Source organism: Pseudochrobactrum kiredjianiae, from assembly GCF_030362795.1.
In the GTDB taxonomy this organism is placed as follows: Bacteria; Pseudomonadota; Alphaproteobacteria; order Rhizobiales; family Rhizobiaceae; genus Pseudochrobactrum; species Pseudochrobactrum kiredjianiae.
On the sequence record NZ_JAUCBM010000001.1, the window covers coordinates 1,055,482 to 1,080,372 of the forward strand.

The window sequence follows — 24,891 nt, forward strand, 5'->3', positions numbered from 1 at the left end:
CGGTTATCATCGAACTATGAAAGATGGCCCTGTCATAGCTTCTGTCGCCGCGCTGATCGGTGACCCCGCCCGCGCAAATATCCTCACTGCGCTGATGGATGGTCGTGCTTTGACGGTCAGTGAACTGGCAGGTGTGGCCGGTGTTACTGTGCAGACCGCCAGCGGACATCTCACCAAATTAAGTGAAGCCGGATTGCTCATTGCAGAAAAACAGGGGCGGCATCGTTATTTCCGCCTGTCTGGTGCGGATGTAGCGCAGGTGCTGGAAGCCCTGATGGGGCTGGCACAACGCACCGGTGCAGTACGTGTTCGCACGGGGCCTAAAGATGTGGCGATGCGTGAGGCGCGGATTTGCTACGATCATCTGGCAGGCGAGGCGGGTGTTGCGCTGTTCAACGGGCTGACAACGCGCAATTACCTCGAAGTTTCAGAGCAGGATGCACTTCAGCTGACCTCAGAGGGGCGGGAATTTTTCAATGGAATCGGACTTGATCCGCAGCCACTGGAAAACAAGCGCCGTCCGCTGTGTTTGCATTGTCTGGACTGGAGCGAGCGCCGCCATCATCTCGGTGGTGCGCTTGGTGCGGCACTATTGGATATGATGCTGGAGCAGCAATGGCTGCGCCGCGAACAAGGCCGTGCCTTGCACTTTACACCGGCTGGACGGCAGGCGTTTAACCATCACTTTAGCTGTCAGTGACTTTTGCAAGATAAGATTTGGGGCATTTGTAAATCAAAATCCGGTAAAATTTACGCGATTTTTACGAATGGCCTTTTCAAAAAGTCATATCCATGTTACCAGCCGCTGCCAATTCAATTGAAACGATAAGAGTCGTTGCACCCTCTGCTCCCACAGGGTGTTTTACCTGTTTAAAGGAATTGGCCATGGCGAAAATTGTTGAATCATCCACCGGCGCATATGCGCTGACTTTTGATGATGTCCTGCTGCAACCCGGTCATTCCGAGGTTATGCCCGGTCAGGTCGATCTGCGCACAACCATTGCTGAAGGTATTGAACTGAACCTGCCCCTGCTGTCCGCAGCGATGGATACAGTGACTGAGTCCCGCTTGGCAATTGCTATGGCGCAGGCTGGTGGTATCGGCGTTATTCACCGCAACCTGACACCGGAATTGCAGGCAGAAGCTGTTCTGCGCGTTAAGAAATTCGAATCCGGCATGGTTGTAAACCCTGTTACCATCGGCCCGGATGCAACGCTTGCTGATGCACAGGCTCTGATGCGTATGCACGGTATTTCCGGTATTCCGGTTGTTGAAAATGCTACGAAGGGTCCGGGTCGTCTCGTTGGTATTCTGACCAACCGTGATGTGCGTTTTGCCTCTGATCCGACACAGAAAATCTACGAACTGATGACCCGTGAAAATCTGGTCACTGTGCGTGAAAGCGTTAATCAGGAAGAAGCCAAGCGCCTTCTGCATCAACATCGCATTGAAAAACTGCTGGTTGTTGATGCGCAGGGCCGTTGTACTGGTCTGATCACCGTTAAAGATATGGAAAAATCGCAGCTTAACCCGAACGCCGCTAAAGATGCGCAGGGTCGTCTGCGTGCAGCTGCTGCAACTTCCGTGGGTGATGACGGTTTTGAACGTGCGGAACGTCTGATCGAAGCCGGTGTTGATCTGCTTGTTGTTGATACGGCTCACGGCCATTCGCAGCGCGTGCTTGATGCGGTTACCCGCATGAAGAAACTGTCTTCCAATGTGCGTATTCTTGCCGGTAACGTGGCAACCGGTGCCGCAACGCAGGCTTTGATTGATGCCGGTGCCGATGCGGTTAAAGTCGGGATCGGACCTGGTTCCATCTGCACCACCCGTATCGTTGCCGGTGTTGGTGTGCCGCAGCTTTCCGCGATTATGGGCGCTGTTGAAGTTGCACAGAAAGCCGGTATTCCTGTTATCGCTGATGGTGGTATCAAATTCTCCGGCGACTTCGCCAAGGCGCTGGCTGCCGGTGCATCAGCTGCTATGGCCGGTTCGCTGCTGGCCGGTACAGAAGAAAGCCCGGGTGAAGTTTATCTGCATCAGGGCCGTTCTTATAAGTCCTATCGCGGCATGGGTTCCGTCGGTGCGATGGCACGCGGTTCCGCTGACCGTTACTTCCAGGCAGAAGTGCGCGATGAGCTGAAACTGGTACCGGAAGGTATTGAAGGTCAGGTTGCCTATAAGGGCCCTGTTGCCAATATTCTGCATCAGCTGGCTGGTGGTCTGCGTGCTTCGATGGGTTATGTCGGTGCCAAGACGCTGCCGGAATTTCGCGAAAAGGCAACTTTTGTCCGTATCACCAATGCGGGTCTGCGTGAAAGTCACTCACACGGCGTGACCATCACCCGTGAAAGCCCGAACTATCCGGGCAGCGTATAAGACGAATAAAAAAGGCCGGTTTAACCGGCCTTTTTTATTGCCCGCAATAGAGGAGGAGTTGATGGCAATTGTTCCTGATCTGCTCCAGATCAAAGCGACTGTTGAGCGCATGGAGAAACGGTATTCTGCTCAGAATGGTGATGTAGCTCAGGTGTTGTGGGCGGCTTATGTAAAGGTTAAGGTACGTTTTGAAACTGATCTCTCTGATGAGCGCGATATATGGCTGAGCAGAGCTGCGGCACTGATGCTGCTTAAATATCAATTGGAGGTATCGAAGTAGGCAGTTCAGTTGAAATCTCTATTGTTATTGAGCAATTTATCAAGCTCATCGGATTGGAGCATAATTTTTTCTGCACTCTGCTGCACACAAGAGGCCAATGCTTTGAAATCAGCAAGTCTCAGGCTCTGCTTGCGCCAGAACAGGCCGATCTGACGTTTAGGCGAACCATCCGAAAACGGCACGATACGAATATTCTTGTGCGGAACTTCTGAGCGGATGGCGATTTCCGGTATCAGCGTCAGCCCCATATCATTGCTGACCATTTGCAGCAGCGTGGCCATGCTGGTCGCGCCGAAATTTACTAATGTTCGTTCTCGCGGAATAGCGCAGACTTCCAGCGCCTGATCGCGCAGGCAGTGGCCTTCTTCCAGCAGCAATAGTTTTTCCAATGCCGCATTGCCTTGTGTGAGTGGTGAGGGCAGCACATCATTATTATTAGCGGATGTTGCGATCAAAAACCGGTCATCAAAAAGATGCTGGCCGGTCAGATAAGGGTCATGCACCGGCATAGCGGCAATCACCGCATCCAGTTCACCATTGCGCAACTCTTCCAGCAGTCTGTCAGTCAGGGCTTCCCGCAGTTCCAGCGTCAGAACTGGATATTGCTTTTTGAGCGCCTGTATCAGATCGGGCAGCAAATAGGGGGCAATGGTTGGGATGATGCCAAGTCGCAGTCGGGATTGTAAAATACCGCTTTTTTGCTCGGTCAGTTCTTCCAGCGCTCGGATTTCCTGCAAAATTATCTTGATGCGCGGCCAGAGAATATGCCCGAGTTCAGTTAGCAGAACTGTTTTATTGGCGCGCTCGAACAGTGGGCTGCCTGCAAGGTTTTCCATTTCCGCAATCTGTGCGGACAAAGCAGGTTGAGAGACAAACACACTTTCCGCGGCTTTGCGGAAGTGCAGATGAGTGGCGAGCGCATCAAAATAGCGCATTTGCTTGACTGTAAACATGATAAGAAAAACCTATCAATAATCTCAAGAAATACAATTGGAAATTATAGTTAGAATAGTTCTATTCTGAAGTCAGGGCATGAATGTGCAATTTCAAAGCCGCTCAGTTGAATGTCTACAGGCAGAATTAACGGCTTGAAATTGCAGCATAAACGCATGTTATGACTGGTTCCGGCGCCTCGTGGCAATTCTGAACTCGTCATCATTTTGTCATGCCGAATTTTTTATAATGGCTCAAACCAGAGCCTATAATTCAAGGGAGTGCTAAAATGGCCGATCGTCCGATTATGACTACCAGTGCCGGTTCACCGATACCGGATAATCAGAATTCCCTGACCGCCGGTGAGCGCGGTCCGGTCTTAATGACCGATTATCAGCTGATTGAAAAGCTGGCGCATCAGAACCGCGAGCGTATTCCGGAGCGTGCAGTGCATGCCAAAGGCTGGGGCGCTCATGGTACGCTGACCATCACCGGTGATATTTCCAAATATACCAAAGCCAAAGCCTTACAGCCGGGTGCCAAGACCCCGATGATCGCTCGTTTTTCCACTGTTGCCGGTGAGGCCGGTGCGGCAGATGCTGAGCGTGACGTGCGCGGCTTCTCGCTCAAATTCTATACAGAGGAAGGCAACTGGGATCTGGTTGGTAATAATACGCCGGTCTTCTTCGTGCGTGATCCGGTGAAGTTCCCGGACTTCATTCATACCCAGAAACGCCACCCGAAAACCAATATGCGTTCCGCCACAGCAATGTGGGATTTCTGGTCGCTGTCACCGGAAAGCCTGCATCAGGTGACTATTCTGATGTCTGACCGTGGCCTCCCAACCGATGTGCGCCACATTAATGGTTACGGTTCGCATACTTATTCGTTCTGGAATGATGCCGGTGAGCGTTACTGGGTGAAGTTCCACTTCAAGACCCTGCAGGGTCATAAGCACTGGACGAATGCAGAGGCCGAAAAAATTGTCGGTCAGACTCGTGAATCGACACAGGCTGACCTGTTTGGCGCGATTGAAAAAGGTGAGTTCCCGCGCTGGAAGGTGCAGGTTCAGATCATGCCTGAACTTGATGCTGATAAGACAACCTATAACCCGTTCGATCTGACCAAAGTCTGGCCGCATGCGGATTATCCGGTGATGGATATCGGTATTCTGGAACTGAACCGTAATGCTGATAATTACTTTGCGGAAATCGAACAGGCTGCATTCTCGCCGTCGAATATCGTGCCGGGTATCGGCTATTCTCCTGACAAGATGTTGCAGGCACGTGTGTTCTCTTATGCGGATGCGCATCGCCATCGTCTCGGTACGCATTATGAGCAAATTCCGGTCAATAAGCCTACTTGCCCTGTGCATCACTACCATCGCGATGGTCAGATGAACACATTTGGCGGTATCGCAACCGGTAATTCTGATGCTTATTACGAGCCGAATTCCTTCAATGGTCCGGTTGAGCAGCCATCAGCCAAAGAGCCGCCATTGCGTCTTTCCGGTGATGCAGCGCGTTTTGACCATCGTATCGGCAATGATGATTATTCACAGCCACGCGCTTTGTTTAATCTGTTTGATGCTGGTGAGAAAAGCCGTTTATTCTCGAATATTGCTGCGGCAATGGGTGGGGTTCCGGGCTTTATCATCGAGCGCCAGCTTGGCCACTTCAAACTGATCCATCCGGATTATGAAGCCGGTGTGCGTGCGGCGCTCAAAGCTGCCCATGGCTATGAGGCGAATACAATTTCCAACGAGGAAAAACAGACTGCTGCCGAGTAAATAATTATAATAAAAGAACAAATGCCGCCGGATGTCATGTCCGGCGGCATTTGATTTATTTGCCGTAGAATTGACCTTTACAGCCAGTGTGCTGAAATGCCGGACAATAAAGCAGAGGTCAAACCCTATGATGTTCGTAATCTTTCTTTTTATGTTCCTTGCATTAGCTCTGGGATTGTTCGGCTGGCGGACACTCGCGCTGATCTGTGTTGCTCTCAGTCTGGGATTGGCGGCCAAAGAGTTCCTTTGGGAAATTCACAGCGCTGAATATGGCTACAGCATGCCGTGGCTCGACCTGTAAAATACGCTTTTGCTGAATTTTTAGGAGACTTTGCATGGTCAGTCATACGCAGCAAACAATAATACCAGATCCATCGCAGCGGCTGTTGTGGATGCAACTGCATTTTCTATATCTGCTGGCAATGATGGCGATGATTGCCACTATTTTGACAACGGCAATGGTCTATCAATATGCCGATGGCGAATTGCCGTGTCCGCTATGTTTGTTGCAGCGCCTTGCGATGTTCGGTGTTTGCTTTGGTCTGGTTCTGCAATTTCGCTATGGGGCTAGTTTTCAAAACTCCGGTATCAGTTTGTTCTTCGCTATTTTTCTGCTGATTGTTTCTGTGCGCCAGACTTTACTCGATATTTATACCCGAGCGGGACATGAATATATCGGCTCTACAGTTTTCGGGCTGCATATGCCGGTCTGGTCGGTGCTGATCGCATTGGCGCTGATTACTGCTTTTGCTGCCCAGATGTTGCTTTGGGGCGATACGCGCCATAACAGGCGCGTATCACTGAGAAAATTTCCTGTGTTGCGTTCCGTAGCTGTTGTTTTAAGCCTCTATGTTGTGCTGATCGTTGCGATCAATACCGTTTCAGTTGCTGTGCAGTGCGGTCTGGGGCAATGCCATACAACGGGCTATGCCCTGTTGAAATAAGCTGTTTTTTGCAGCCAAATCTGGTCGTGCCTTTGTGTCGCGTGTGATTTATGTTGCCATTTGCTGTCGCACAGGGTTATGCGATGCAGAACAGTTATGGCAAAGGAATGATAATGCGGGTTGGCGGACGGTTGCAGGCAGCAATAGAAGTGCTGGAAGATATTGAGCGCCAGAGCCGTGCTGCTTCCGATGCGTTGAAAGACTGGGGCGCTGCGCACCGCTTTGCGGGGGCTGGCGACCGCGCCGTGATCGGCAATATTGTTTATGATGTACTGCGTCGAAAATTATCACTTGGCTGGCGCATGGATGCGCAAGATGCCCATGCGCTGGTTCACGCCTCGGTTTTGAGCGATCCGGATATGGGTGCTGAATGGCTGGAAGCCAATCTCGCCGGTGATAAATTCGCACCTGCGCCTATGAGCGCTGAGCAGTTGCAGGCATGGGAAAGCCGCGATCTGGCTGATGCGCCGGATTATGTCCGCGCTGATATTGCCGAGAGCTGGGTGCCGGAGTTTTCAGAATTGTTCGGCGAGGGCTGGGTCGAGCAGGCGGCAGCTCTTGCGACGCGCCCGCCGGTTGATTTGCGCGTTAATACACTGAAAACCAATCGCGATAAGGTATTAGCCGCGCTCGAAGGTCTGAAAAATGCCGGGGCAGAAGCCGCGCCTTATCTGACGGATGCTGTGCGTATTCCGCCTTTGCGCGCTCTTGGCCGCCATCCGAATGTGCAGACGGAGCAGGCCTTTCTCGATGGCTGGTATGAGGTTCAGGATTTAGGTTCGCAACTGGCTGCCAAGTTAGTCGGCGCACAGCCTGGTCTTCAGGTGATGGATTATTGCGCCGGTGCGGGTGGTAAGACACTGGCACTTGCCGCTGCGATGCAGAATAAAGGGCAGATTCATGCCTATGATGCCGAGCGTTCGCGCCTCAACCCGATCCATGAGCGTTTGAGCCGCGCCGGTGTGCGTAATACACAGGTGCATAACCGACCGGAAAATCTGGAGCCTTACAAAGATCTGATGGATATTGTGCTGACCGATGCGCCTTGCACCGGCTCCGGTACATGGCGCCGTCGCCCTGATGCTAAATGGCGCTTGACGGATGTGCAGCTTGAGCGTCGTGTGGCCGATCAGCAGGACGTACTGGAAGCGGCAAAACATTATGTCAAACCTGGCGGTCGTCTGGTTTATGTGACCTGTTCGCTGTTTGCTTCTGAGAATAACCGTCAGATTTCCCGTTTTCTGGAAGAGAATCCTGACTATACAGCACTGCCAATGGCAGAGCTGTGGAACGGCATAACCGATCAGGCGCAACCGCATTATCCTGATTTTGGCGCCGTGTTCTCGCCGCTTTCCACCGATACAGACGGGTTTTATATTGCTGTGTTGCAAAATCAGGCGGTTTAAAACATTTGCGAGCCAAAAGTGGTAATCGCTCTAAGCGCGCTGTTTTTCTGATTCCGATAACAATGTTGAAAATTTACCGGCTTTAGAGGCTTTAAAGCTGGTATTTTTTTCTGTTTGCGCTATTAGCTAAGCTTGAAAAGCAGTATCCGATATAAATATATGTCTATGAGCGCATATCTGCCAATCTGTTTAGTATAGTCCATGCTTTATGCAGGTCGGTGGTTGGAATAGGTTCGCAAGACTGTTATGCAGGCGCCATAAAACTGACATTCAGTGTACAAGGCTGAGGGATATTATGGCAGTACCGAGAATAGCAGAACCGGACTTCAAAGAACGGGTTGAGCAAAGTTTCGCACGTCAGGCTGTGATGAAACTGATTGGCGCGCAATTGACCCGTTGCGAACCGGGGGTGGTTGAAGTGGAGCTGCCGTTTCGCGCAGACCTGACGCAGCAGCATGGCTTTTTGCATGCGGGTATTGTGTCAACGGCGCTGGATTCGGTTTGTGCCTATTCTGCGCTGACAATGATGCCAGCGGATGCAGCGGTTTTGACTATTGAGTTCAAGGTCAATCTGCTTGCGCCCGGTAAAGGCGACCATTTTCTGTTCCTCGGTAATGTGACCAAGCAGGGACGCACGATTATGGTGAGCGACGGACAGGCATTTGCCGTCGGCGAAACCGAAGTGAAACTGATCGCCACGATGACAGCGACGCTGATGGTGGTCAAAGATCGCGAAGATTTGCAGGACTAGGTTATTCTCTGAGCACCTGTCCTGAATGTGCTGTTTATAGAACGTCTTCTGTAAGCAGCTTTTTGATTTGAACCTCGCGCGGATTTATTCCAAGGCTCCGCGCAAGTCCGAATAAAAGGGTGTGCCACATTACTTAGTATGGGTGGCCTCAGGTGTTAGAATGACCAAGATTATGTCCACGCCGGTACAGGGTGCTTCTGAAGATGCGATGTCGATGCTGCAATATGTGCATGATTTCGGCGGCAAAAAAGTGCTGTTTGTTATGGCGTCGCCTTCGGAATACGGCCCGCATTTGAAAGCTATGTTCAATCCGCTGATCACCGGTATCGGCCCTGTTGAGGCGGCGATTGTTGTCTCCGCTGTGCTGGCAGATTTGTCGATGCGCGGTGCTTTACCGGATCTGGTTGTGTCGCTTGGCTCTGCCGGTTCGGCGAAGCTGGTGCAAACCGAGATTTATCAGGCTGTCAATGTCGGCTATCGTGATATGGATGCATCGGCTCTGGGCTATGCCAAAGGGCAGACGCCATCAGCAGATTTCCCGATCATTATTCCGCTGCCTTACCATGTGCCGGGCATTGCCAGCGCTTCTTTATCCACAGGTGCCAATATCGTTACCGGTTCGGCCTATGATGCTATTGATGCGGATATGGTGGATATGGAGAGCTTTGCAATCCTGCGTACCTGCCAGCGCTTTGCAGTGCCGTTGATTGGTCTGCGTGGTATTTCTGACGGTGACGAAGCAGTTAAGCAAGTGTCTGACTGGACACGCTATCTGCATATTATTGATGAGAAACTTGCGCAGTCGGTACGCCTGATTGAGGCTGCTTTGTTGCAGGGCAATCTGGTTAAAACCACCGGTCATCCTGATCCGGGGCTTTACAAGGCTGATCTGGAGCGTACAGTGCCGCTGACGGTAAAGTCTGGCGACTAATCGCTCTCCACTATTTTGTGCCCTAATATATTGTCGCGGGTTTCGATTCCGGCTTGCAACGATCAACATAATTCTTTAGATGCTGCCCATGAGCACCACCCATCCCGATACTATCCTTATCATTGACTTTGGCAGTCAGGTCACGCAGCTGATAGCGCGGCGTGTGCGTGAGGCCGGCGTCTATTCCGAAATCGTACCGTTCCAGCTGGCGGATGAAGCGTTTAAACGCATCAATCCTAAAGCAGTGATCTTGTCCGGCAGCCCGCATTCGACCACCGATATCGGTAGTCCGCGCGCACCACAGGCAGTGTTTGAAGCCGGTATTCCGGTTATGGGCATTTGCTACGGTCAGCAGACCATGTGCGAGCAGCTGGGCGGCAAGGTCGAGAGCGGTCATGACCGTGAATTCGGCCGTGCATTCCTTGAAGTAAACGAAGACAGCGCCCTGTTTGCCGGCGTCTGGGCCAAAGGCACCCGCCATCAGGTCTGGATGAGCCACGGCGACCGTGTAACCGCGCTGCCTGAAGGCTTCAAAGTTGTCGGTACATCACCGAATGCACCATTCGCAGCGATTGCTGATGAAAAGCGCAAATATTTTGCAGTGCAGTTTCATCCGGAAGTGGTTCACACGCCGGATGGTGCAAAGCTTCTGCAGAATTTCGTCCATAATATTGCCGGTATCAAACCGGACTGGACAATGTCCGCTTACCGCGAACAGGCTGTTGAAGCGATCCGTAAACAGGTCGGCAAAGGCAAAGTTATTTGCGCGCTTTCCGGCGGTGTGGATTCTTCAGTTGCAGCATTGCTTATCCATGAAGCCGTTGGCGATCAGCTGACCTGTATTCTGGTTGATCACGGTCTGATGCGCAAAGATGAAGCAGCTCAGGTTGTTACAATGTTCAAAGAACATTACAATCTGCCGCTGATCCTCGTGAATGCACAGGATCGTTTTATCGGCGCTCTTGAAGGTGAAACTGATCCTGAGAAGAAGCGTAAGACCATTGGCCGTCTCTTCATTGAAGTATTTGAAGAAGAAGCAGCTAAGCTCGGTGGTGCAGACTTCCTCGCACAGGGTACACTCTATCCTGACGTGATCGAAAGTGTGTCTTTCACCGGAGGCCCTTCGGTGACAATCAAGTCGCACCACAATGTGGGCGGTCTGCCTGAGCGCATGAATATGCAGCTGGTGGAACCATTGCGCGAACTCTTCAAAGATGAAGTGCGCGTACTGGGTAAAGAACTCGGTCTGCCGGATTCATTCATCGGCCGTCATCCGTTCCCGGGTCCAGGTCTGGCAATTCGTTGCCCGGGTGGTATCACCCGTGAGAAACTGGAAATCCTGCGTGAAGCTGATGCCGTCTATCTGGACGAAATCCGTAAAGCCGGTCTCTATGATGTGATCTGGCAGGCATTCGCAGTATTGCTACCGGTACAGACCGTTGGTGTTATGGGCGATGGCCGTACATATGAATTTGTATGTGCGCTGCGTGCGGTAACATCTGTTGACGGTATGACCGCTGATTTCTACCATTACGATATGGACTTCCTTGCCAAGGCAGCGACCCGTATTATCAATGAAGTGCGCGGCATCAATCGCGTGGTCTATGATATTACCTCGAAGCCTCCGGGCACCATTGAGTGGGAATAAGTTGAAGATCAATGCGCCAATCGGCGCATTGTTTTTTCTGGAGCATTTCACAGTCAAGTTGGAATGGTTTGACGTCGGGATAATGCGACAAACTAAAGAATCCAGAGCGAGCACTGCGACCCAGATGAACGTAAGCCGCTCTAGAGATATAATCAGCGCATAAGCTTTAGCGAGTAAACGAATGAACAGCAGCGAAAAGATTTATTCCGGCAAGACAAAAGACCTCTATGCCTTGGCCAATGGCAACATTCTTTTGGTGTTCAAGGACGACGTGACTGGTGCTGACGGCATTATCGATCCGGGTGCAAATACCGTTATCGGTCAGGTTGAAGGCAAGGGTCGCAAATCTCTTGGCATGACGGATTACTTCTTCAAGCGTCTTCACTCTGCCGGTGTTCCTACCCACTTGGTCAATCTTGATCTTGAAAAGGGCACGATGGAAGTTCGTCGCGGCGAGCCGCTGGGCAAGGATATTAACGGCGCAGGCGGCTTTGAGTTTGTCTGCCGCACTCGTCCTTGGGGCAGTTTCATCCGCCGTTACCAGCAATACATTCGTGACGCCGAGCAAAAGCTCGACTATCTCGTTGAGATCACTGTTAAAGACGATGAGCGTGGCGACCCGCTTATCAATGATGATAGCATCGTTACCCTTGGTCTGCTAACTCCGGCTCACCTTGAGCAGGCAAAGCAACTTACCCGCCATGTGTGCCGCATTGTAGAAGCCGACCTATCTGAGAAGGGTCTTACCCTGATCGATATGAAGATCGAAATCGGCCTTGTCGACGGAGAGATTGTTGTCATCGATGAAATCTCCGCTGATGCAATGCGTGTCATGGATGATGCGGGAAAAGTGCTGGAACATAGCACTGTGTATGAAAGACTGGTCGGTTAGTACGTTCTGGCAAAGCTTCGTAAAGCGGCCATGGTACTTTCTAGGTTGTTAAGATAAAAAAGGCCGCCGCAGTTTTGAAGACTGCGGCGGTCTTTTTATTTGGAATATTCAATTCAGCCCCGAAGATATTTGGTCTTCGGGGCTGAATTACAGAAGGTTTATTTCACAACGATGCGTGCGCCCGGCTTAACACGGGAATGCAGGTCGATAATGTCCTGATTGATCAGGCGGATGCAACCGGCAGAAACACCCTTGCCGATAGAGGACGGGTTGTTCGTTCCATGCACGCGGTAATAGGTATCAATACCATCTTTATGCATATAAAGCGCACGGGCACCCATCGGATTGCGCGGGCCACCGTCAACGCCGTCTTTGCTGCGCAGATATTGTGCAGGATTACGCTTGATCATGCTTGGCGTCGGTGTCCAGCGTGGCCATGAAGCCTTGCGGGCAATCACTGCGTCACCACCATTAAAGCCGCGCGCTGCCGGACCAACGCCAACAGCGTAGCGGATGGCTTTGCCTTCCGGTTGTACCAGATAGAGATAGCGGGCAGGCTGATCGACAATGATAGTACCCGGTTTTTCGCTGGTCTTGTAGTTGACGACTTTACGGCGATGTTCCGGCTTGAGTTTTGCCAGATCAATTGCAGGGATCTGGAAATTCTGGTCGCTCATTGCGCGATACATATAAGTGGCATCGCCATCAATCGAAGCGGTTTCTACTACAGCTGGCTCTGCTTTGGCGACCGGCTCGGGGGCGAGGGCAGGGGCTGGTTCGGCAACAGTTGTATTAATAACCGGAACAGAATTTTGAACAGTCGTACAGGCTGAAAGGGCGAGGGCAAAACCTGCAAATAATGCTGATTTCAGCAGCGGGGCATATAGTGGGGGTAAGACAGACAAAGCCGGCTCCAGTTTCTGGCGGATGAAGACTGTTTGCTCACCCGCGATGCTTAAGGTTTTCTTAAGCGTCTACAAAGAGTTTGCCGTTTGATCAATTATCTTTACAGAGAGTGTCGAATTGTCAGGGTGATGGTGTCTTTTTGGCAACGGTTATGGTTAACGGAGCGCGACTTTGAGGGGCTTGCTGATTTCAAGCAGGTGTCGTGCCAAGGAAAATCCCCGAACTTTTGCAATCATTAGACTACTGTGCGTTAGACGGTTGCTCAGGGTGTTTATTGATTATGGCTTCAAACACATCAATCGGTTGTGGCTTTGAAAAACAATAGCCTTGCAGATATTCCACGCCTTTTTCCTGCAAATAATTGGCTTGCGCAAGTGTCTCGATCCCCTCGGCAATAACCTTGAGTTTCAGCTGTCTGGCGAGGTCAATGATGCTCTGTAAAACATGGCAGGACAAATCATTGTTACCGATACCGGTGATGAAACCACGGTCGATTTTGAGAATATCTGCCTGAAATTCTTGCAGATAGTTGAGATTGGAATGTCCGACGCCGAAATCATCCAGTGCGATTAATATACCTTCCTGACGCAGCGTCCGGATTTGCTCCAGCAGCGCTTCCGTCGGTACAATTGCTTCACGTTCGGTCAGCTCCAGCACCAACCGGATTTTACCAGTTGCGAATTGCTGAAAGAATTGTTTGCATGTTGCAATGAGTTCCGGATCAGCGAGAAAATCTGCCGAAATATTGATGCTGACGTGAAAATTATCCGGCAGAATATCCTGCAATGGTACCAGTTCTCTGGCGGCGCGCCGGATCAATGCGGTTGTCATCGGAATGATGAGGCCGGAACGCTCCATAAAAGGAATGAAACTATTAGGCGGAATCAATCCTTCTAACGGATGTTCCCAGCGGCTTAAAACTTCTGCGCCCACGCATTGATGTGTATCAGCACGGATAATCGGTTGATAATAGGGAACAAACTCGTCATTTTTGATCGCGCGCCTGCTCTCAGCAGAAATATTGCGCGCATTCATGGCCATGCGATGCGTTGCGAAAGCACTGATGCCGCCGAAGACCAGCAGCAGGCCGAAGATCGGCGTATAGCGCGCAAAGACATAGTCGCGCAGATCCCCTGGCTCAAAACCGGTCTCAACTTTGAACGGATATTTGGTTGAAGTATCGACGGTGCAGACCTTGCCTTTTTCATCTGTGTCATTGGCTCTGATCAGACCGTTGCGCCCGATACGCTGATCGCCGATAACAACCGTTGAAATGGGCGTCATCTCAATATTGTTGAGCAGCTGCGTGATATATTCGCCATTGATGCTGGCCAAAATTGAAGCCGAGTTTTTCTCTGTGCGATACATTAGAACCGGACGATCAGGAAGAATGCTGTTGCCTTGCACTAGCGCCAGCTTGTCCTGATAGAAATTCGGTATATCCAGCGGTTTCGGACTGTTGCCGTAAATCGTGCTGCATCGCACAATATCGCGGTCAGAGACGGCCAGCGATTGCACAAAAGAGGTGGACGCCGTCTGCAGGCGCAATTTTTCGATGATCTCTGAACACGGCCTGTCGACCATTGTCGCCGTTTCATCGGTCAATGTTTTGGCATCATCAAGGATGGTGTTGAGCTGGTCGATGATCGTGCGACTGGCGGCATCAGATTTTTTATAAAGGGTTTTTTCCGCCTGCCAGAATATCAGTGGCGTGCCTAACAGCAGGGGGGTAAAAAATGCCAGTAGGACAATTAAAACATGACCTGCTGTATACTTCTTTTTCCGAAATTTAAATTTATGGTGCCACATTGCCGAGACAGGTTTTCACAAAGGAGTTGTTATCTATTCCTTACATGTAAAGCTGGTAGATGCAGTATAAGAATTGGTCTTTAAAATTAACATATTCTGATATTCTTACTTATATAGACAGTAAAACCGGACAAACGCATAATTTGCAGATGAAAAAACAAAAATTGCAATTTTTTGATCAGGTTTCAGCACTTATAAAAATGACAAGAAGCAAGTGCGTTTGAGGAAGGTTGTGTAGTCTTTCAACATGTTAAAATGCCTTGAATATGGGCTCTTGACTTCAACTGAGGGTGCTGTCTTTATCAGTATTGCGGCGACGCTGAAAAACAGATTCCGCCGCGCTTTTTTCGTTACAAAGTTGATATGACAGGGCCGAGATTGCTGACTTTTTTTGTCGTTAATCACATGATGGAACATTTCTCAGGACTCGACATCGGCTAGTTTTTCCGATGCGGGGCTGATGCCCTTTCTGCACGTTTAATTCTCAATCATTCTGCTATGCCGCCAGAGCGTTTTTTGGCCACAGGCGCATTGCGTCCTGATTTTATCCGGTTGTCCGTTTTGCTGACGGATTGCCGGACTGAATGGTTTTGATCCCGTGCCGTCTGCAGCAGAGGCTTAGCCCGCAGTCATCGTTATTTTTCAAACAGGCTCACTGTATTCCTCACTGGTTTACCGATGCATCGGTATGCCGTGCGATTTGCTGCGCCTGTGTTTTCCCAAAATCCAAGGAGCAAAAATTGCATCTTACACCTCATGAAACTGACAAGCTGATGCTTGTTACCACCGGTCAGCTGGCGCAGCGTCGTCTCGCCCGCGGCTTGCGTCTGAATTATCCGGAAGCCGTGGCTCTGATCTCACTGGTGATGTTGGAGCTGATCCGCGATGGTCAGCATTCAGTTGCGCAGCTGATGCATCTTGGCGGAACAATTCTCGGCAAACGCGAAGTGATGTCCGGCGTGGCTGAGATGATTGAAGATGTGCAGATTGAAGGCACCTTTAGAGATGGCACAAAACTGGTTGCCGTACGTACGCCAATCAGCGCTGACAAAGGCGACATGAAACTTGCACTCTATGGCAGCTTTCTGCCGGTTCCGGAGAAAATGCAGGATGATGAAGAGATCGGTATTGCCGGTCAGGTTGTCTGTGCAGAGGGTGATATTGCGCTCAATGAAGGGCGGGAAACTGTTACGATCAGCGTTACCAATACCGACAGCCGTCCGGTACAGATCGGCAGTCACTTCAATTTTGTTGAAACCAATCCGCGCCTGAAATTCGACCGTGAAGCAGCCTATGGCAAGCGTCTGGATATTCCGGCGGGACTGGCTGTGCGCTTTGAGCCGGGTGAAACAAAGGACGTTACACTGGTTGCAATTTCCGGCAATCAGATCATTCGCGGCGGCAATAATCTGGTCGATGGTGCTGTGGATGCAGGCAATAAAGCACGCACGCTTTCCCGCGTGAATGAGCGGGCTTTTGCCGACAGCCGCAACGCTGAGTGAGCGTGTTTCTCACAGGTTTCAAACAATAATTTAAGCTTGCAGAGTGCCGGATATGCTTTTCGCATCGCGCTCTGCCGATAAGGATAAAACATGGTCTATAAAATAACCCGTGCAGATTACGCCAAGTTTTTCGGCCCGACCAAGGGCGATAAAGTTCGTCTGGGCGATACCAATCTCTATGCGGAAGTCGAGCATGATTACACGGTCTATGGTGATGAGTGCATCTTCGGCTCCGGTAAGGTCATCCGTGATGGTATGGGGCAGGCCACCGGTGTCAGCAGTGACAAGGCGCTGGATTGCATCATCACAAATGCGCTGATCATTGATTATACCGGCATTGTTAAAGCCGATATTGGTATCAAGGACGGTAAAATCGCCGGTATCGGCAAAGCCGGTAATCCGGATGTTATGGCTGGTGTGCATCCTGATCTGGTGATCGGGGTCAATACAGAGGTGATCTCGGCTGAGGGGTGTATCATCACCGCTGGTGGTATTGATACCCACTTCCATTATATCACGCCGTCACAGCCGATTACCTCGATTGCCAGCGGGCTGACCACTGTGCTTGGCGGCGGTACCGGACCTGCAACCGGCTCAATGGCAACAACCTGCACGCCAAACCCGAATTATCTGCATAATATGATGCAGGCGACCGATGATCTACCACTCAATGTGATCTTCACCGGTCGCGGCAGCTCTTCCCGTCCTGAAGGTATGCGCGAGCAGGTGCTGGCCGGTGCGGCAGGCTTGAAGCTCCATGAAGACTGGGGCACAACACCGGCTGCCATTGCAACCTGTATGGACATGGCCGACGAATATGACATTCAGGTCACCATTCATATGGATTCAGTCAATGAAAGCTGCACGGTGGAAGATTCCATCAAAGCTTTTGGCGGTCGCTCTATCCATGCCTATCATGCAGAAGGTGCGGGCGGCGGTCATGCACCCGATCTGATGCGTATCTGTGCTGAAGCCAATGTGCTGACCAGTTCCACCACGCCCACGCTGCCTTACACTGTGAATACGGTGGAAGAGCATCTCGATATGCTGATGGTTTGCCATCATCTGGATAAGAATATCCCGGAAGATGTGGCGTTCGCGGCAAGCCGTATCCGCGCCAATACGATTGCTGCGGAAGGCGTATTGCATGATATCGGTGCGATTTCCATGATGACCTCTGACAGTCAGGCAATGGGACGTGGTGGTGAGGTGATTATGCGGACATGGCAGGTCGCCGATCAGATGAAAGCGCAGCGCGGAAGCTTGCCGCAGGATGGTGCAGGAAATGATAATTTCCGTATCAAGCGCTATATCGCCAAATATACCATCAATCCGGCAATTGCCCATGGTATCAGCCATCTCATCGGTTCGGTTGAGGCCGGAAAAGTTGCTGATCTGGTGCTGTGGAAGCCGGCATTCTTCGGCCAGCGTCCTGAGCTGGTGATGAAAAGCGGTTTCATTGCTTATGCTCAGATCGGCGATGCCAATGCATCTATCCCGACACCGCAGCCGGTGATTATGCGTCCGATGTTCGGTGCCCTGTCTTCCGGTATTGGCAAGACTTCAATCCTGTTCGTCAGTCAGGCATCGCTCAATGATGGCAATGTGCTGAATCTCGGTCTGAGGAAGCGCATTGAGCCGGTGGTTAAATGCCGTGGTCTGACCAAGGCCGATATGAAGCTCAATGATGCATTGCCGCAAATCACCGTTGATCCGAAGACTTATAAAGTCAGCGTTGATGGTGCGGAAATCGGGGCAGAGCCGGTTTCAGTCGTGCCGCTTGCACAGCGTTATAATCTGTTCTGATCCTCTCAAAACACACGCGTCGCATCTTCTTATGCGGCGTGTGCCCCGACTTGTCTTGTGCCTTATTTGCCCGCAATCGGTTGTGATCTGTTCGGCGAAAATAGTTTTTCCTGCGAGATTCAGTGCATAAAACCTATGGAATGTGGGAAAACCGGGCTGGTGGATTTACGCCAGCCCGCTAATCTGATAATGGCAAAAATGTGGCATTGTTATGAATCGTCTGAATGGCGATCAATAACAGGTCGTCTCCCGCAGCCTGTCACCGCTTTTGGGTGTCGGAATTTGTGAGGGGGCAATTTATCTGCAGACGTCAGGACGCCTTCTCAAAAAAGACTGACAGGGAGCAACCATGCTGGAAAAATTCTTCAAGTTACAGGAACACAAAACCAATGTGCGCACAGAAGTGCTCGCTGGTCTGACAACGTTCCTGACGATGTCCTATATCATTTTTGTTAATCCGGACATTCTGTCCTCCACCGGTATGGACCGGAATGCGATTTTCGTCGCAACCTGTCTTGCCGCTGCGCTCGGTTCAATCGTCATGGCATTTGTTGCCAACTGGCCGATTGGTATGGCGCCGGGTATGGGCCTGAATGCGTTTTTCGCTTTCACCGTTGTTGGTGCCATGGGCTTTACATGGCAACAAGCGCTGGGTGCGGTTTTCATCTCCGGCGTTATCTTCTTCATCCTGACAGTTTCCGGCATCCGCAGCTGGCTGGTTGATGGCATTCCGAGATCCCTGCGCAGTGCAATTGCCGTCGGTATCGGCATGTTCCTCGCGCTGGTCGGCATGAAAAGCTCCGGCATTATTGTCGGTAGCGAAGCAACCTTCATCACCCTCGGCGATCTGACCAAAACCGGTCCGCTGCTGGCGATTTTCGGTTTCTTCATCATGGCTGTTCTGGATGCGCTGAAAGTTCGCGGTTCGATCCTGATCGGTATTCTGGTTGTGACCGTTCTGTCGATTATGCTCGGCGTAAGCCAGTTTCAGGGCGTATTCTCCGCACCGCCAAGCCTGATGCCAACATTTATGCAGCTCGATGTTATGGGCGCTCTGCATGTGGGCTTCCTGCAGGTTATTCTGGTTTTCGTGCTGGTTGAAGTTTTCGATGCGACCGGTACACTGATCGGTGTGAGCAAGCGCGCAGGTCTTATTCCTGAAGGCAAGCCAAACCGTCTGAACCGCGCTTTGTTTGCAGACAGCACCGCGATTATCGGTGGCTCCATCATCGGTACCAGCTCGACAACTGCTTATGTTGAAAGCGCTTCGGGTGTACAGGCCGGTGGTCGTACAGGTTTGACAGCTCTGGTTGTTGCACTCCTGTTCCTCGCAGCTCTGTTCATTGCACCGCTGGCTGGTTCCGTACCTGCTTATGCTACTGCACCGGCTCTGATTTACGTCGCTTGTCTGATGATGCGCGAAATGTCGGAAATCGAGTGGGATGATGTAACCGAAGCTGCACCGGCTGCGCTGACTGCACTCGGCATTCCGTTCACCTATTCGATCGCAAACGGTCTGGCATTCGGCTTTATCAGCTATGTTGTTCTGAAAGCTGGTTCGGGTAAATGGCGCGTCATTCATCCGGCAACGTGGATTGTTGCGGCTCTGTTTGTCATCCGCTTTGCTTATGTTCACTAAGGACTAAGTAGCGTTCAATAAAGATCTGGTTGAGCCGCGAAGCAGAACAGCTTCGCGGCTCAACTCATTTTATTGTCATATGAGATCACACTCGATCTTCATCAATGGTCATGATACAGCATGGTATTGACTTACAGACAGCGGCTTTATTCGTCCGGCTTTCGTCTGATCTTATACCACATCAAAATAAGAGTGTTTTCCTGAGGTTTCAGGCCGGAAAATACTTTGTACACGCCGGTTCGCTGGTGAAAAGCTGTCGGGAGGCGGCTGATTATGACTGCAATGACGCAGACACAAACGGGTAGTCGCTGGGGCAGGGAGATTGTCTCTTCTTTCAAGCTTGGCTGGCCGCTGATCTTTACTAATCTTTCGCAGGCTGCACTGACCGCCACGGACGTGATCCTGATTGGCCGTCTTGGCGCCGATACGCTGGCGGCTGCCGTGCTGACCACCAGTTTTTATCATTCGATGATGATCTTCTGTATGGGGCTGGTTTCTGCGACATTGCCGATGATGGCGATGGCGCTTGGCCGCAACCGTCACTCGGTACGCGATGTGCGTCGCACAGTGCGTCAGGGTTTCTGGACAGCGATCATTATCTGTATTCCGTTCTGGATATTGCTCTGGAACGCGGAATCCGTTTTCCTGTTTATGGGGCAGAGGCCGGACATTGCCGCGCATTCCGTGCAGATGATGCATACGCTGCAATGGGCAATGCTGCCATATCTCGGCTATATTGGTCTGCGTTCATTTTTGGCGGCAATGGAGCGTCCGCTCTGGACATTGCTGATTGCGGCTTTCGCCATCGTGTTCAATGCGATTGCTGCTTATGGCCTGATTTTCGGTAAGTTTGGTTTGCCGGAACTGGGCATTCGCGGTGCGGGTATTGCAACAACAGCCTCCAGCTGGATGATGTTTATCGGTCTGGTTGTGGTTGTCTGTACCCATAAGAAATTCCGCCGCTATCGCCTTTTCGGTCGCTTCTGGCGTCCTGACTGGCCGCGCTTTATCGAGCTGTGGCGCATTGGTCTGCCAATGGCACTGACCTTCGCGTTTGAAACCACGATTTTCTACGCGGCTGTGCTGATGATGGGTAAAATCAGCCCGACATCGCTCGCGGCTCATGCCGTTGCAATGCAGATCGCGTCTCTGAGTTTCATGGTGCCGCTCGGCTTCGGGCAGGTAGCGACGGTGCGTGTTGGTCGTGCTTATGGCGCGGGTAATCGTGAGGCAGTCGCCTATGCCGGTTGGAGTGCCTATGCGCTGGGTGTTGGTTTCATGGGCTTTATGGGCTTGATGATGATCCTGATGCCGAAGGTCTTTATCAGTGCGTTTCTGGATATTAACGATCCGGCCAATGCCGAGGTAATCGGGCTTTGCGTATCATTCCTCGCTTTTGCCGCGCTGTTTCAGATTGTTGACGGGGCGCAGGCCGTGGCTGCCGGTATGTTGCGTGGTTTACGCGATACGCGCATCCCGATGTTCTTGGCTCTGCTCGGCTATTGGGGCGTTGGTCTGCCGCTTGGTGCGCTGCTTGCCTTTACCTTTAAATTTGAGGGCGTTGGCGTGTGGATCGGTCTGGCCAGCGGTCTGGCGATTGTTGCGGTGCTGATGACGCAGCGCTGGCTGCGGCGCGATAAACTCAGCAATGTGATCTATGTCTGATAAAAAGGCCGCGGAACGTATCAGTTCCGCGGTCTTCTCATTTTTAATAATTATTTACGCATTGAGTCCAAAACTTCGTGATTAGTCGCAACGTCCTGTGCTTTCGCATAGCTTTCCATCAGCAACTGGTAGTGCGGGAAAATAAGAGTGTAGACTTTCGCCCATTCAAGCGCATCTTCGCGGTTCCATGTGCGCTGGATTTCCGAGGCAACGGCTGCGGTATCCATAGGGATAACACCTGCCTGAGTGATACGAGCCAGCGTGATTTCCTGCGCCATTTTGGAATAAGTGCCGGAAGCATCAACAACGGCAAAAACTTTATAACCGTCATATACAGCGGAGATCGACGGGAAGGCCATGCAAACGCTGGTGATTGTACCGGCGATAATCAGGGTTTTGCGGCCTGTTCCCTTAACCGCGGCAACAAAATCCGGATTGTCCCATGCATTGATCTCGCCTTTACGGGCAACATATTGAGCATGCGGTGCACTTTCATGAATTTCCGGAATCAGCGGGCCGTTCGGGCCCTGCGGCACGGATGCCGTGGTGATAACCGGAATTTTGGCCAGTGTCGCAATTTTGGCGAGTGCTGTGGCACGGGCACGCAGTTCCGTCATTGGCATGTCGCCAACTGTCTGGAACAGGCCGCTCTGATGATCAATCAGCAGCATAACCGCATCTTCCGGATCAATAACCGGACGCTGGCCACCAAAATTCGCAATCGTTGTTGGAATATTCATTGCATGTCTCCTTGAGGTTAAGAGGGGGGTATTCAACTCAACTGCCGGTTCCACAATGCTGGGGGCGATGTGAAACCGGCAGCGCATGGCCGGTCATCCGGTCATGAAACTGGTATGGTTCCGAAGCGTCCGCTCTGAAAGTCACGCAGAGCGGCGCTGATTTCCTGTGTGGTATTCATGACGAACGGACCATGTATAACGACCGGCTCGTTAATCGGCTCTCCGCTGAGCACCAGAAATGAAGCATCATTGGCAGCTTCAATCCGTACATCGTCACCTTCGCGGTTCAGCAAGACGAGCTGAGCCTCGGTGGCCTGCTTGTCATTGTTGATTGTGATTGTTCCGCTGAGCACGACCAGCATAGCTGTGTGGCCTTCCGGAATATTCAGAGTGGTATTGCCGTTTTGTTTGAGCCACACATCCCAGAGATTAATAGGCGTGAAGGTGCGGGCAGGACCTTTGATCTTGCCAAACTGACCGGCGATGACCCGTAAACAGCCTGCTTTATCTGCCAGATCAACGACAGGAATGTCCGATTTGAGCAGGCTTTGATAACCGGGCTCTGCATTCTTGTTTTTGGCCGGAAGATTGACCCAGAGCTGAACCATTTGCAGGGTTCCTCCGGATTGCGTGAAGGCACGGGAGTGAAATTCTTCGTGCAATATGCCTTTGGCAGCCGTCATCCACTGCACATCACCGGCACCGATAATCCCGCCGTTGCCTGTTGAATCGCGGTGTTCTACTTCACCCTGATAAACAATGGTGACGGTTTCAAAACCACGATGTGGATGGATGCCGACGCCGCGCCGGTGATCGGAACCTTTCTCGGCTGGTGGGAATTTCGCAGGGCCTGCATAGTCCAGCAGCAGAAACGGACTGACATGCTCGCCGTGGCTGGCATGGGAAAACATCGAGCGCACAGGAAAGCCGTCGCCGACCCAGTGCGGGCGGGGGCTGCTGTAAACACCTAATACCTTTCTCATTGTCTGTCTCCTGTTGTCGCTTGCAGCAAATGCTGTGTGCGTGTTGATGACAGGAAGATATGAGTGAGACAAAAAATGCGGTAGTCAGCAAAAATGCACTACAATGTCTGAAATATGAGACAATCATGTAGCGCTTTACGATAATACGATTATATTCCATTTCATGAATGATGACACAGGGAGTTTCCATGCAGGATCTGAATGATCTGAGATTTTTTGTTGTTGTGGTCGAGCAGGGCGGGTTTGCTGCTGCCGCGCGTAAGCTGAATATGCCGCGCTCCCGTCTCAGCCGCCGTATCGGCCTGCTGGAAGAAAGTCTCGGCGTACGGCTAATTCAGCGCACCACCCGCCATTTCGCGGTTACAGATATTGGGCAGGAATATTATCGCCATTGTGTCGCCATGCTGGTGGAGGCGGAGGCCGCGCAGGAAGTCATCGACCGGATGCGCTCTGAACCACAGGGCGTGGTACGGGTGAGCTGCCCGTCATCAATGATCTATTTCCAGATCGGTGATTTGATAGCCCGCTTCATGAAAGAAAACCCCAAAGTTGATGTGCTGCTGGAAAGCACCAATCGTCGTGTGGATGTGTTGCGCGAAGGATTTGATCTGGCAATCCGTGTCCGCTTCCCGCCGCTCGACGACAGTGATCTGGTGATCCGCAAACTGGCAGAAAGTCCGCAGCGGCTTGTCGCCAGCCCTTCGGTGATTGCTGATATCAACCGGCCATTGGTGCCTGCCGATCTGGCAGAATTGCCAAGTTTGGCGTGGGATCCGCAGCGTGCCGATCATGAATGGTGTCTTGAAAAAGCAGATGGTGCGACTGCCAGAGTGCATCACAAACCGCGCCTGATTACGGAAGACATGGTGGCATTGCGCATGGCCGCACTGCATGGCGTTGGTGTGTGCCAGTTGCCGACAATGGTCATCCGTGAGGATTTACGCGAGGGACGCCTGGTGGATGTGCTGCCGGAATGGGCGCCGCGTACCGGTATTCTTCATGCGGCTTTTCCGTCGCGTCGCGGCTTGTTGCCATCAGTGCGTTCGTTGCTGGATTTCCTTGGAAATGAATATACGAAACTGGCGCGGGAAGAAACCGATTACAGCCTGACTTAAGCTCTCTGCGGAGCTAAAGATCATAGCTGATGCTGCCCGGAAAACGGCTGGGCAGCAATCATATAGAAAGCAATTGGCGGGAGATGTAGATCAACACGATGGCGATCTGAATCTTAGGATGTTTAAAGAAGGCCGCAAGCGCACATAAACTCAGTGTAACTGATGCGTGAAGCAGCAGAGTTGAGCTGATATTACCTCCGGCAACAATGGCTTTGGAAATATCTATAATCCAGGTCAGAGCCAGAAGCGTAAAAAACCAATATCGGCGTTGAATGAAAAAGTCCTGATAGCCTTTATATTCTGCAATATCGTCAGGAAATAACAGTGCAGTCATCAGAAACAGCGTAATCGCATAACTAATTTGGAATGCAAACGCTACGAAAGTCCATTCAACGTCTTTACCAAGCCGGACACCCCACCACCAAAACAAAATAAGTTCCAGCAGCATGGAAAAGACCCACAGCAAATGAAGTACTGAAATTCGATTTCGCTTTGGATGCTGTAGAAATCTGGCTACGCCGGATAAGATACGCGCTATTGAGAGACTTATGATCATCGCAATCAGAATGCGGACATGCGTGAAGATCTCAATAAACTGCGTTGCTTCCATTAAAAGATATCTAACCTTCTGAGGCCATTTGAATGTATTTAGGCAGCCGTTTTAAAGGCAATATTAAAAGCGTTGATCGCTATAGCCTAAATCAAATGATTGCCAAACGCCAATACTGAATAAGCGTTATCCATTGAGTATTCTTTGTTGCAGAAACCGCGCT

The 24,891-nt window shown here is 51.2% G+C and carries 22 protein-coding genes; 16 read left to right on the forward strand and 6 right to left on the reverse strand.

Translation table 11 applies throughout. From position 1 onward, the window contains the following. Nucleotides 1-16: 16 nt before the first annotated feature. The 3 genes from QUF18_RS04620 (at nt 17) to QUF18_RS04630 (ending at nt 2,659) form a co-directional block, all read left to right on the forward strand. Nucleotides 17-700 (forward strand): ArsR/SmtB family transcription factor, encoded by a 684-nt coding sequence (locus tag QUF18_RS04620; RefSeq protein WP_289385651.1) that lies wholly within the window; start codon nt 17-19, stop codon nt 698-700. A 185-nt stretch (nt 701-885) separates the two neighbouring features. After that, nucleotides 886-2,379, forward strand: a complete 1,494-nt coding sequence (gene guaB, locus QUF18_RS04625; RefSeq protein WP_289385654.1) for an IMP dehydrogenase — start codon at nt 886-888, stop codon at nt 2,377-2,379. A gap of 61 nt (nt 2,380-2,440) precedes the next feature. Next, a complete protein-coding gene (locus QUF18_RS04630; protein ID WP_289385655.1) occupies nt 2,441-2,659 on the forward strand; it encodes a hypothetical protein in 219 nt (72 codons plus the stop codon). A gap of 5 nt (nt 2,660-2,664) precedes the next feature. On the opposite strand, the gene QUF18_RS04635 is transcribed toward QUF18_RS04630, so the two are convergent. Beyond that, a complete protein-coding gene (locus QUF18_RS04635) occupies nt 2,665-3,612 on the reverse strand; it encodes a hydrogen peroxide-inducible genes activator (RefSeq protein ID WP_289385658.1) in 948 nt (315 codons plus the stop codon). A gap of 269 nt (nt 3,613-3,881) precedes the next feature. Here QUF18_RS04635 and katA point away from each other — a divergent pair, with 269 nt between their 5' ends. From katA to QUF18_RS04675, 8 genes are all read left to right on the forward strand, one after another. Further along, the gene (gene katA / locus QUF18_RS04640) at nt 3,882-5,381 is read left to right on the forward strand and encodes a catalase KatA (RefSeq protein WP_289385660.1); all 1,500 of its coding nucleotides are present in this window, start codon (nt 3,882-3,884) and stop codon (nt 5,379-5,381) included. Nucleotides 5,382-5,508: 127 nt separating this feature from the next. Beyond that, nucleotides 5,509-5,682 (forward strand): hypothetical protein, encoded by a 174-nt coding sequence (locus QUF18_RS04645; protein WP_289385663.1) that lies wholly within the window; start codon nt 5,509-5,511, stop codon nt 5,680-5,682. Nucleotides 5,683-5,773: 91 nt separating this feature from the next. Beyond that, nucleotides 5,774-6,325, forward strand: coding sequence for a disulfide bond formation protein B (locus tag QUF18_RS04650; RefSeq protein WP_374806461.1), 552 nt, complete (start codon nt 5,774-5,776; stop codon nt 6,323-6,325). A 113-nt stretch (nt 6,326-6,438) separates the two neighbouring features. Next, entirely contained in the window at nt 6,439-7,731 is a 1,293-nt protein-coding gene (locus tag QUF18_RS04655; protein ID WP_289385668.1) for an RsmB/NOP family class I SAM-dependent RNA methyltransferase, read from the forward strand. A gap of 295 nt (nt 7,732-8,026) precedes the next feature. Next, entirely contained in the window at nt 8,027-8,482 is a 456-nt protein-coding gene (locus QUF18_RS04660) for a PaaI family thioesterase (RefSeq protein WP_289385670.1), read from the forward strand. A 214-nt stretch (nt 8,483-8,696) separates the two neighbouring features. After that, on the forward strand, nt 8,697-9,413 hold the full coding sequence (locus tag QUF18_RS04665) for a 5'-methylthioadenosine/S-adenosylhomocysteine nucleosidase (RefSeq protein ID WP_289386145.1): 717 nt from the start codon (nt 8,697-8,699) through the stop codon (nt 9,411-9,413). An 88-nt stretch (nt 9,414-9,501) separates the two neighbouring features. Further along, complete coding sequence (gene guaA / locus QUF18_RS04670; RefSeq protein ID WP_289385672.1) at nt 9,502-11,061, forward strand: glutamine-hydrolyzing GMP synthase; 1,560 nt, start codon at nt 9,502-9,504, stop codon at nt 11,059-11,061. 181 nt (nt 11,062-11,242) lie between these two features. Next, on the forward strand, nt 11,243-11,953 hold the full coding sequence (locus QUF18_RS04675; protein WP_289385673.1) for a phosphoribosylaminoimidazolesuccinocarboxamide synthase: 711 nt from the start codon (nt 11,243-11,245) through the stop codon (nt 11,951-11,953). 158 nt (nt 11,954-12,111) lie between these two features. Here the strand turns inward: QUF18_RS04675 and QUF18_RS04680 are convergent, their stop codons facing one another. Beyond that, the gene (locus QUF18_RS04680) at nt 12,112-12,858 is read right to left on the reverse strand and encodes a L,D-transpeptidase (RefSeq protein WP_289385675.1); all 747 of its coding nucleotides are present in this window, start codon (nt 12,856-12,858) and stop codon (nt 12,112-12,114) included. 241 nt (nt 12,859-13,099) lie between these two features. Then, complete coding sequence (locus QUF18_RS04685) at nt 13,100-14,668, reverse strand: EAL domain-containing protein (RefSeq protein WP_289385677.1); 1,569 nt, start codon at nt 14,666-14,668, stop codon at nt 13,100-13,102. 740 nt (nt 14,669-15,408) lie between these two features. On the opposite strand from QUF18_RS04685, the gene ureB reads away from it, so the two are divergent. The 4 genes from ureB to QUF18_RS04705 all read left to right on the forward strand — a co-directional run bounded on the left by ureB (nt 15,409) and on the right by QUF18_RS04705 (nt 21,280). After that, nucleotides 15,409-16,170 carry an urease subunit beta gene (gene ureB, locus QUF18_RS04690; protein WP_289385680.1) on the forward strand — a complete coding sequence of 254 codons (762 nt, stop codon included), beginning with the start codon at nt 15,409-15,411 and terminating at the stop codon, nt 16,168-16,170. 90 nt (nt 16,171-16,260) lie between these two features. Then, nucleotides 16,261-17,976, forward strand: a complete 1,716-nt coding sequence (ureC, locus tag QUF18_RS04695; protein ID WP_289385682.1) for an urease subunit alpha — start codon at nt 16,261-16,263, stop codon at nt 17,974-17,976. 349 nt (nt 17,977-18,325) lie between these two features. Then, entirely contained in the window at nt 18,326-19,615 is a 1,290-nt protein-coding gene (locus QUF18_RS04700) for an NCS2 family permease (protein WP_289385684.1), read from the forward strand. Between the two features lie 282 nt (nt 19,616-19,897). Continuing rightward, nucleotides 19,898-21,280, forward strand: a complete 1,383-nt coding sequence (locus tag QUF18_RS04705) for an MATE family efflux transporter (protein ID WP_289386147.1) — start codon at nt 19,898-19,900, stop codon at nt 21,278-21,280. Between the two features lie 50 nt (nt 21,281-21,330). Here the strand turns inward: QUF18_RS04705 and QUF18_RS04710 are convergent, their stop codons facing one another. Both QUF18_RS04710 and QUF18_RS04715 read right to left on the reverse strand, forming a co-directional pair. Further along, nucleotides 21,331-22,020, reverse strand: a complete 690-nt coding sequence (locus QUF18_RS04710) for a hydrolase (RefSeq protein WP_289385686.1) — start codon at nt 22,018-22,020, stop codon at nt 21,331-21,333. Between the two features lie 101 nt (nt 22,021-22,121). Next, a complete protein-coding gene (locus QUF18_RS04715) occupies nt 22,122-23,003 on the reverse strand; it encodes a pirin family protein (RefSeq protein WP_289385688.1) in 882 nt (293 codons plus the stop codon). A 188-nt stretch (nt 23,004-23,191) separates the two neighbouring features. Between QUF18_RS04715 and QUF18_RS04720 the strand changes: the two genes are divergently transcribed. Continuing rightward, nucleotides 23,192-24,118, forward strand: coding sequence for a LysR family transcriptional regulator (locus QUF18_RS04720; RefSeq protein WP_289385690.1), 927 nt, complete (start codon nt 23,192-23,194; stop codon nt 24,116-24,118). Nucleotides 24,119-24,176: 58 nt separating this feature from the next. Here QUF18_RS04720 and QUF18_RS04725 read toward each other — a convergent pair whose 3' ends face one another. Next, nucleotides 24,177-24,728, reverse strand: coding sequence for a hypothetical protein (locus tag QUF18_RS04725; RefSeq protein ID WP_289385692.1), 552 nt, complete (start codon nt 24,726-24,728; stop codon nt 24,177-24,179). Nucleotides 24,729-24,891: the final 163 nt, after the last annotated feature.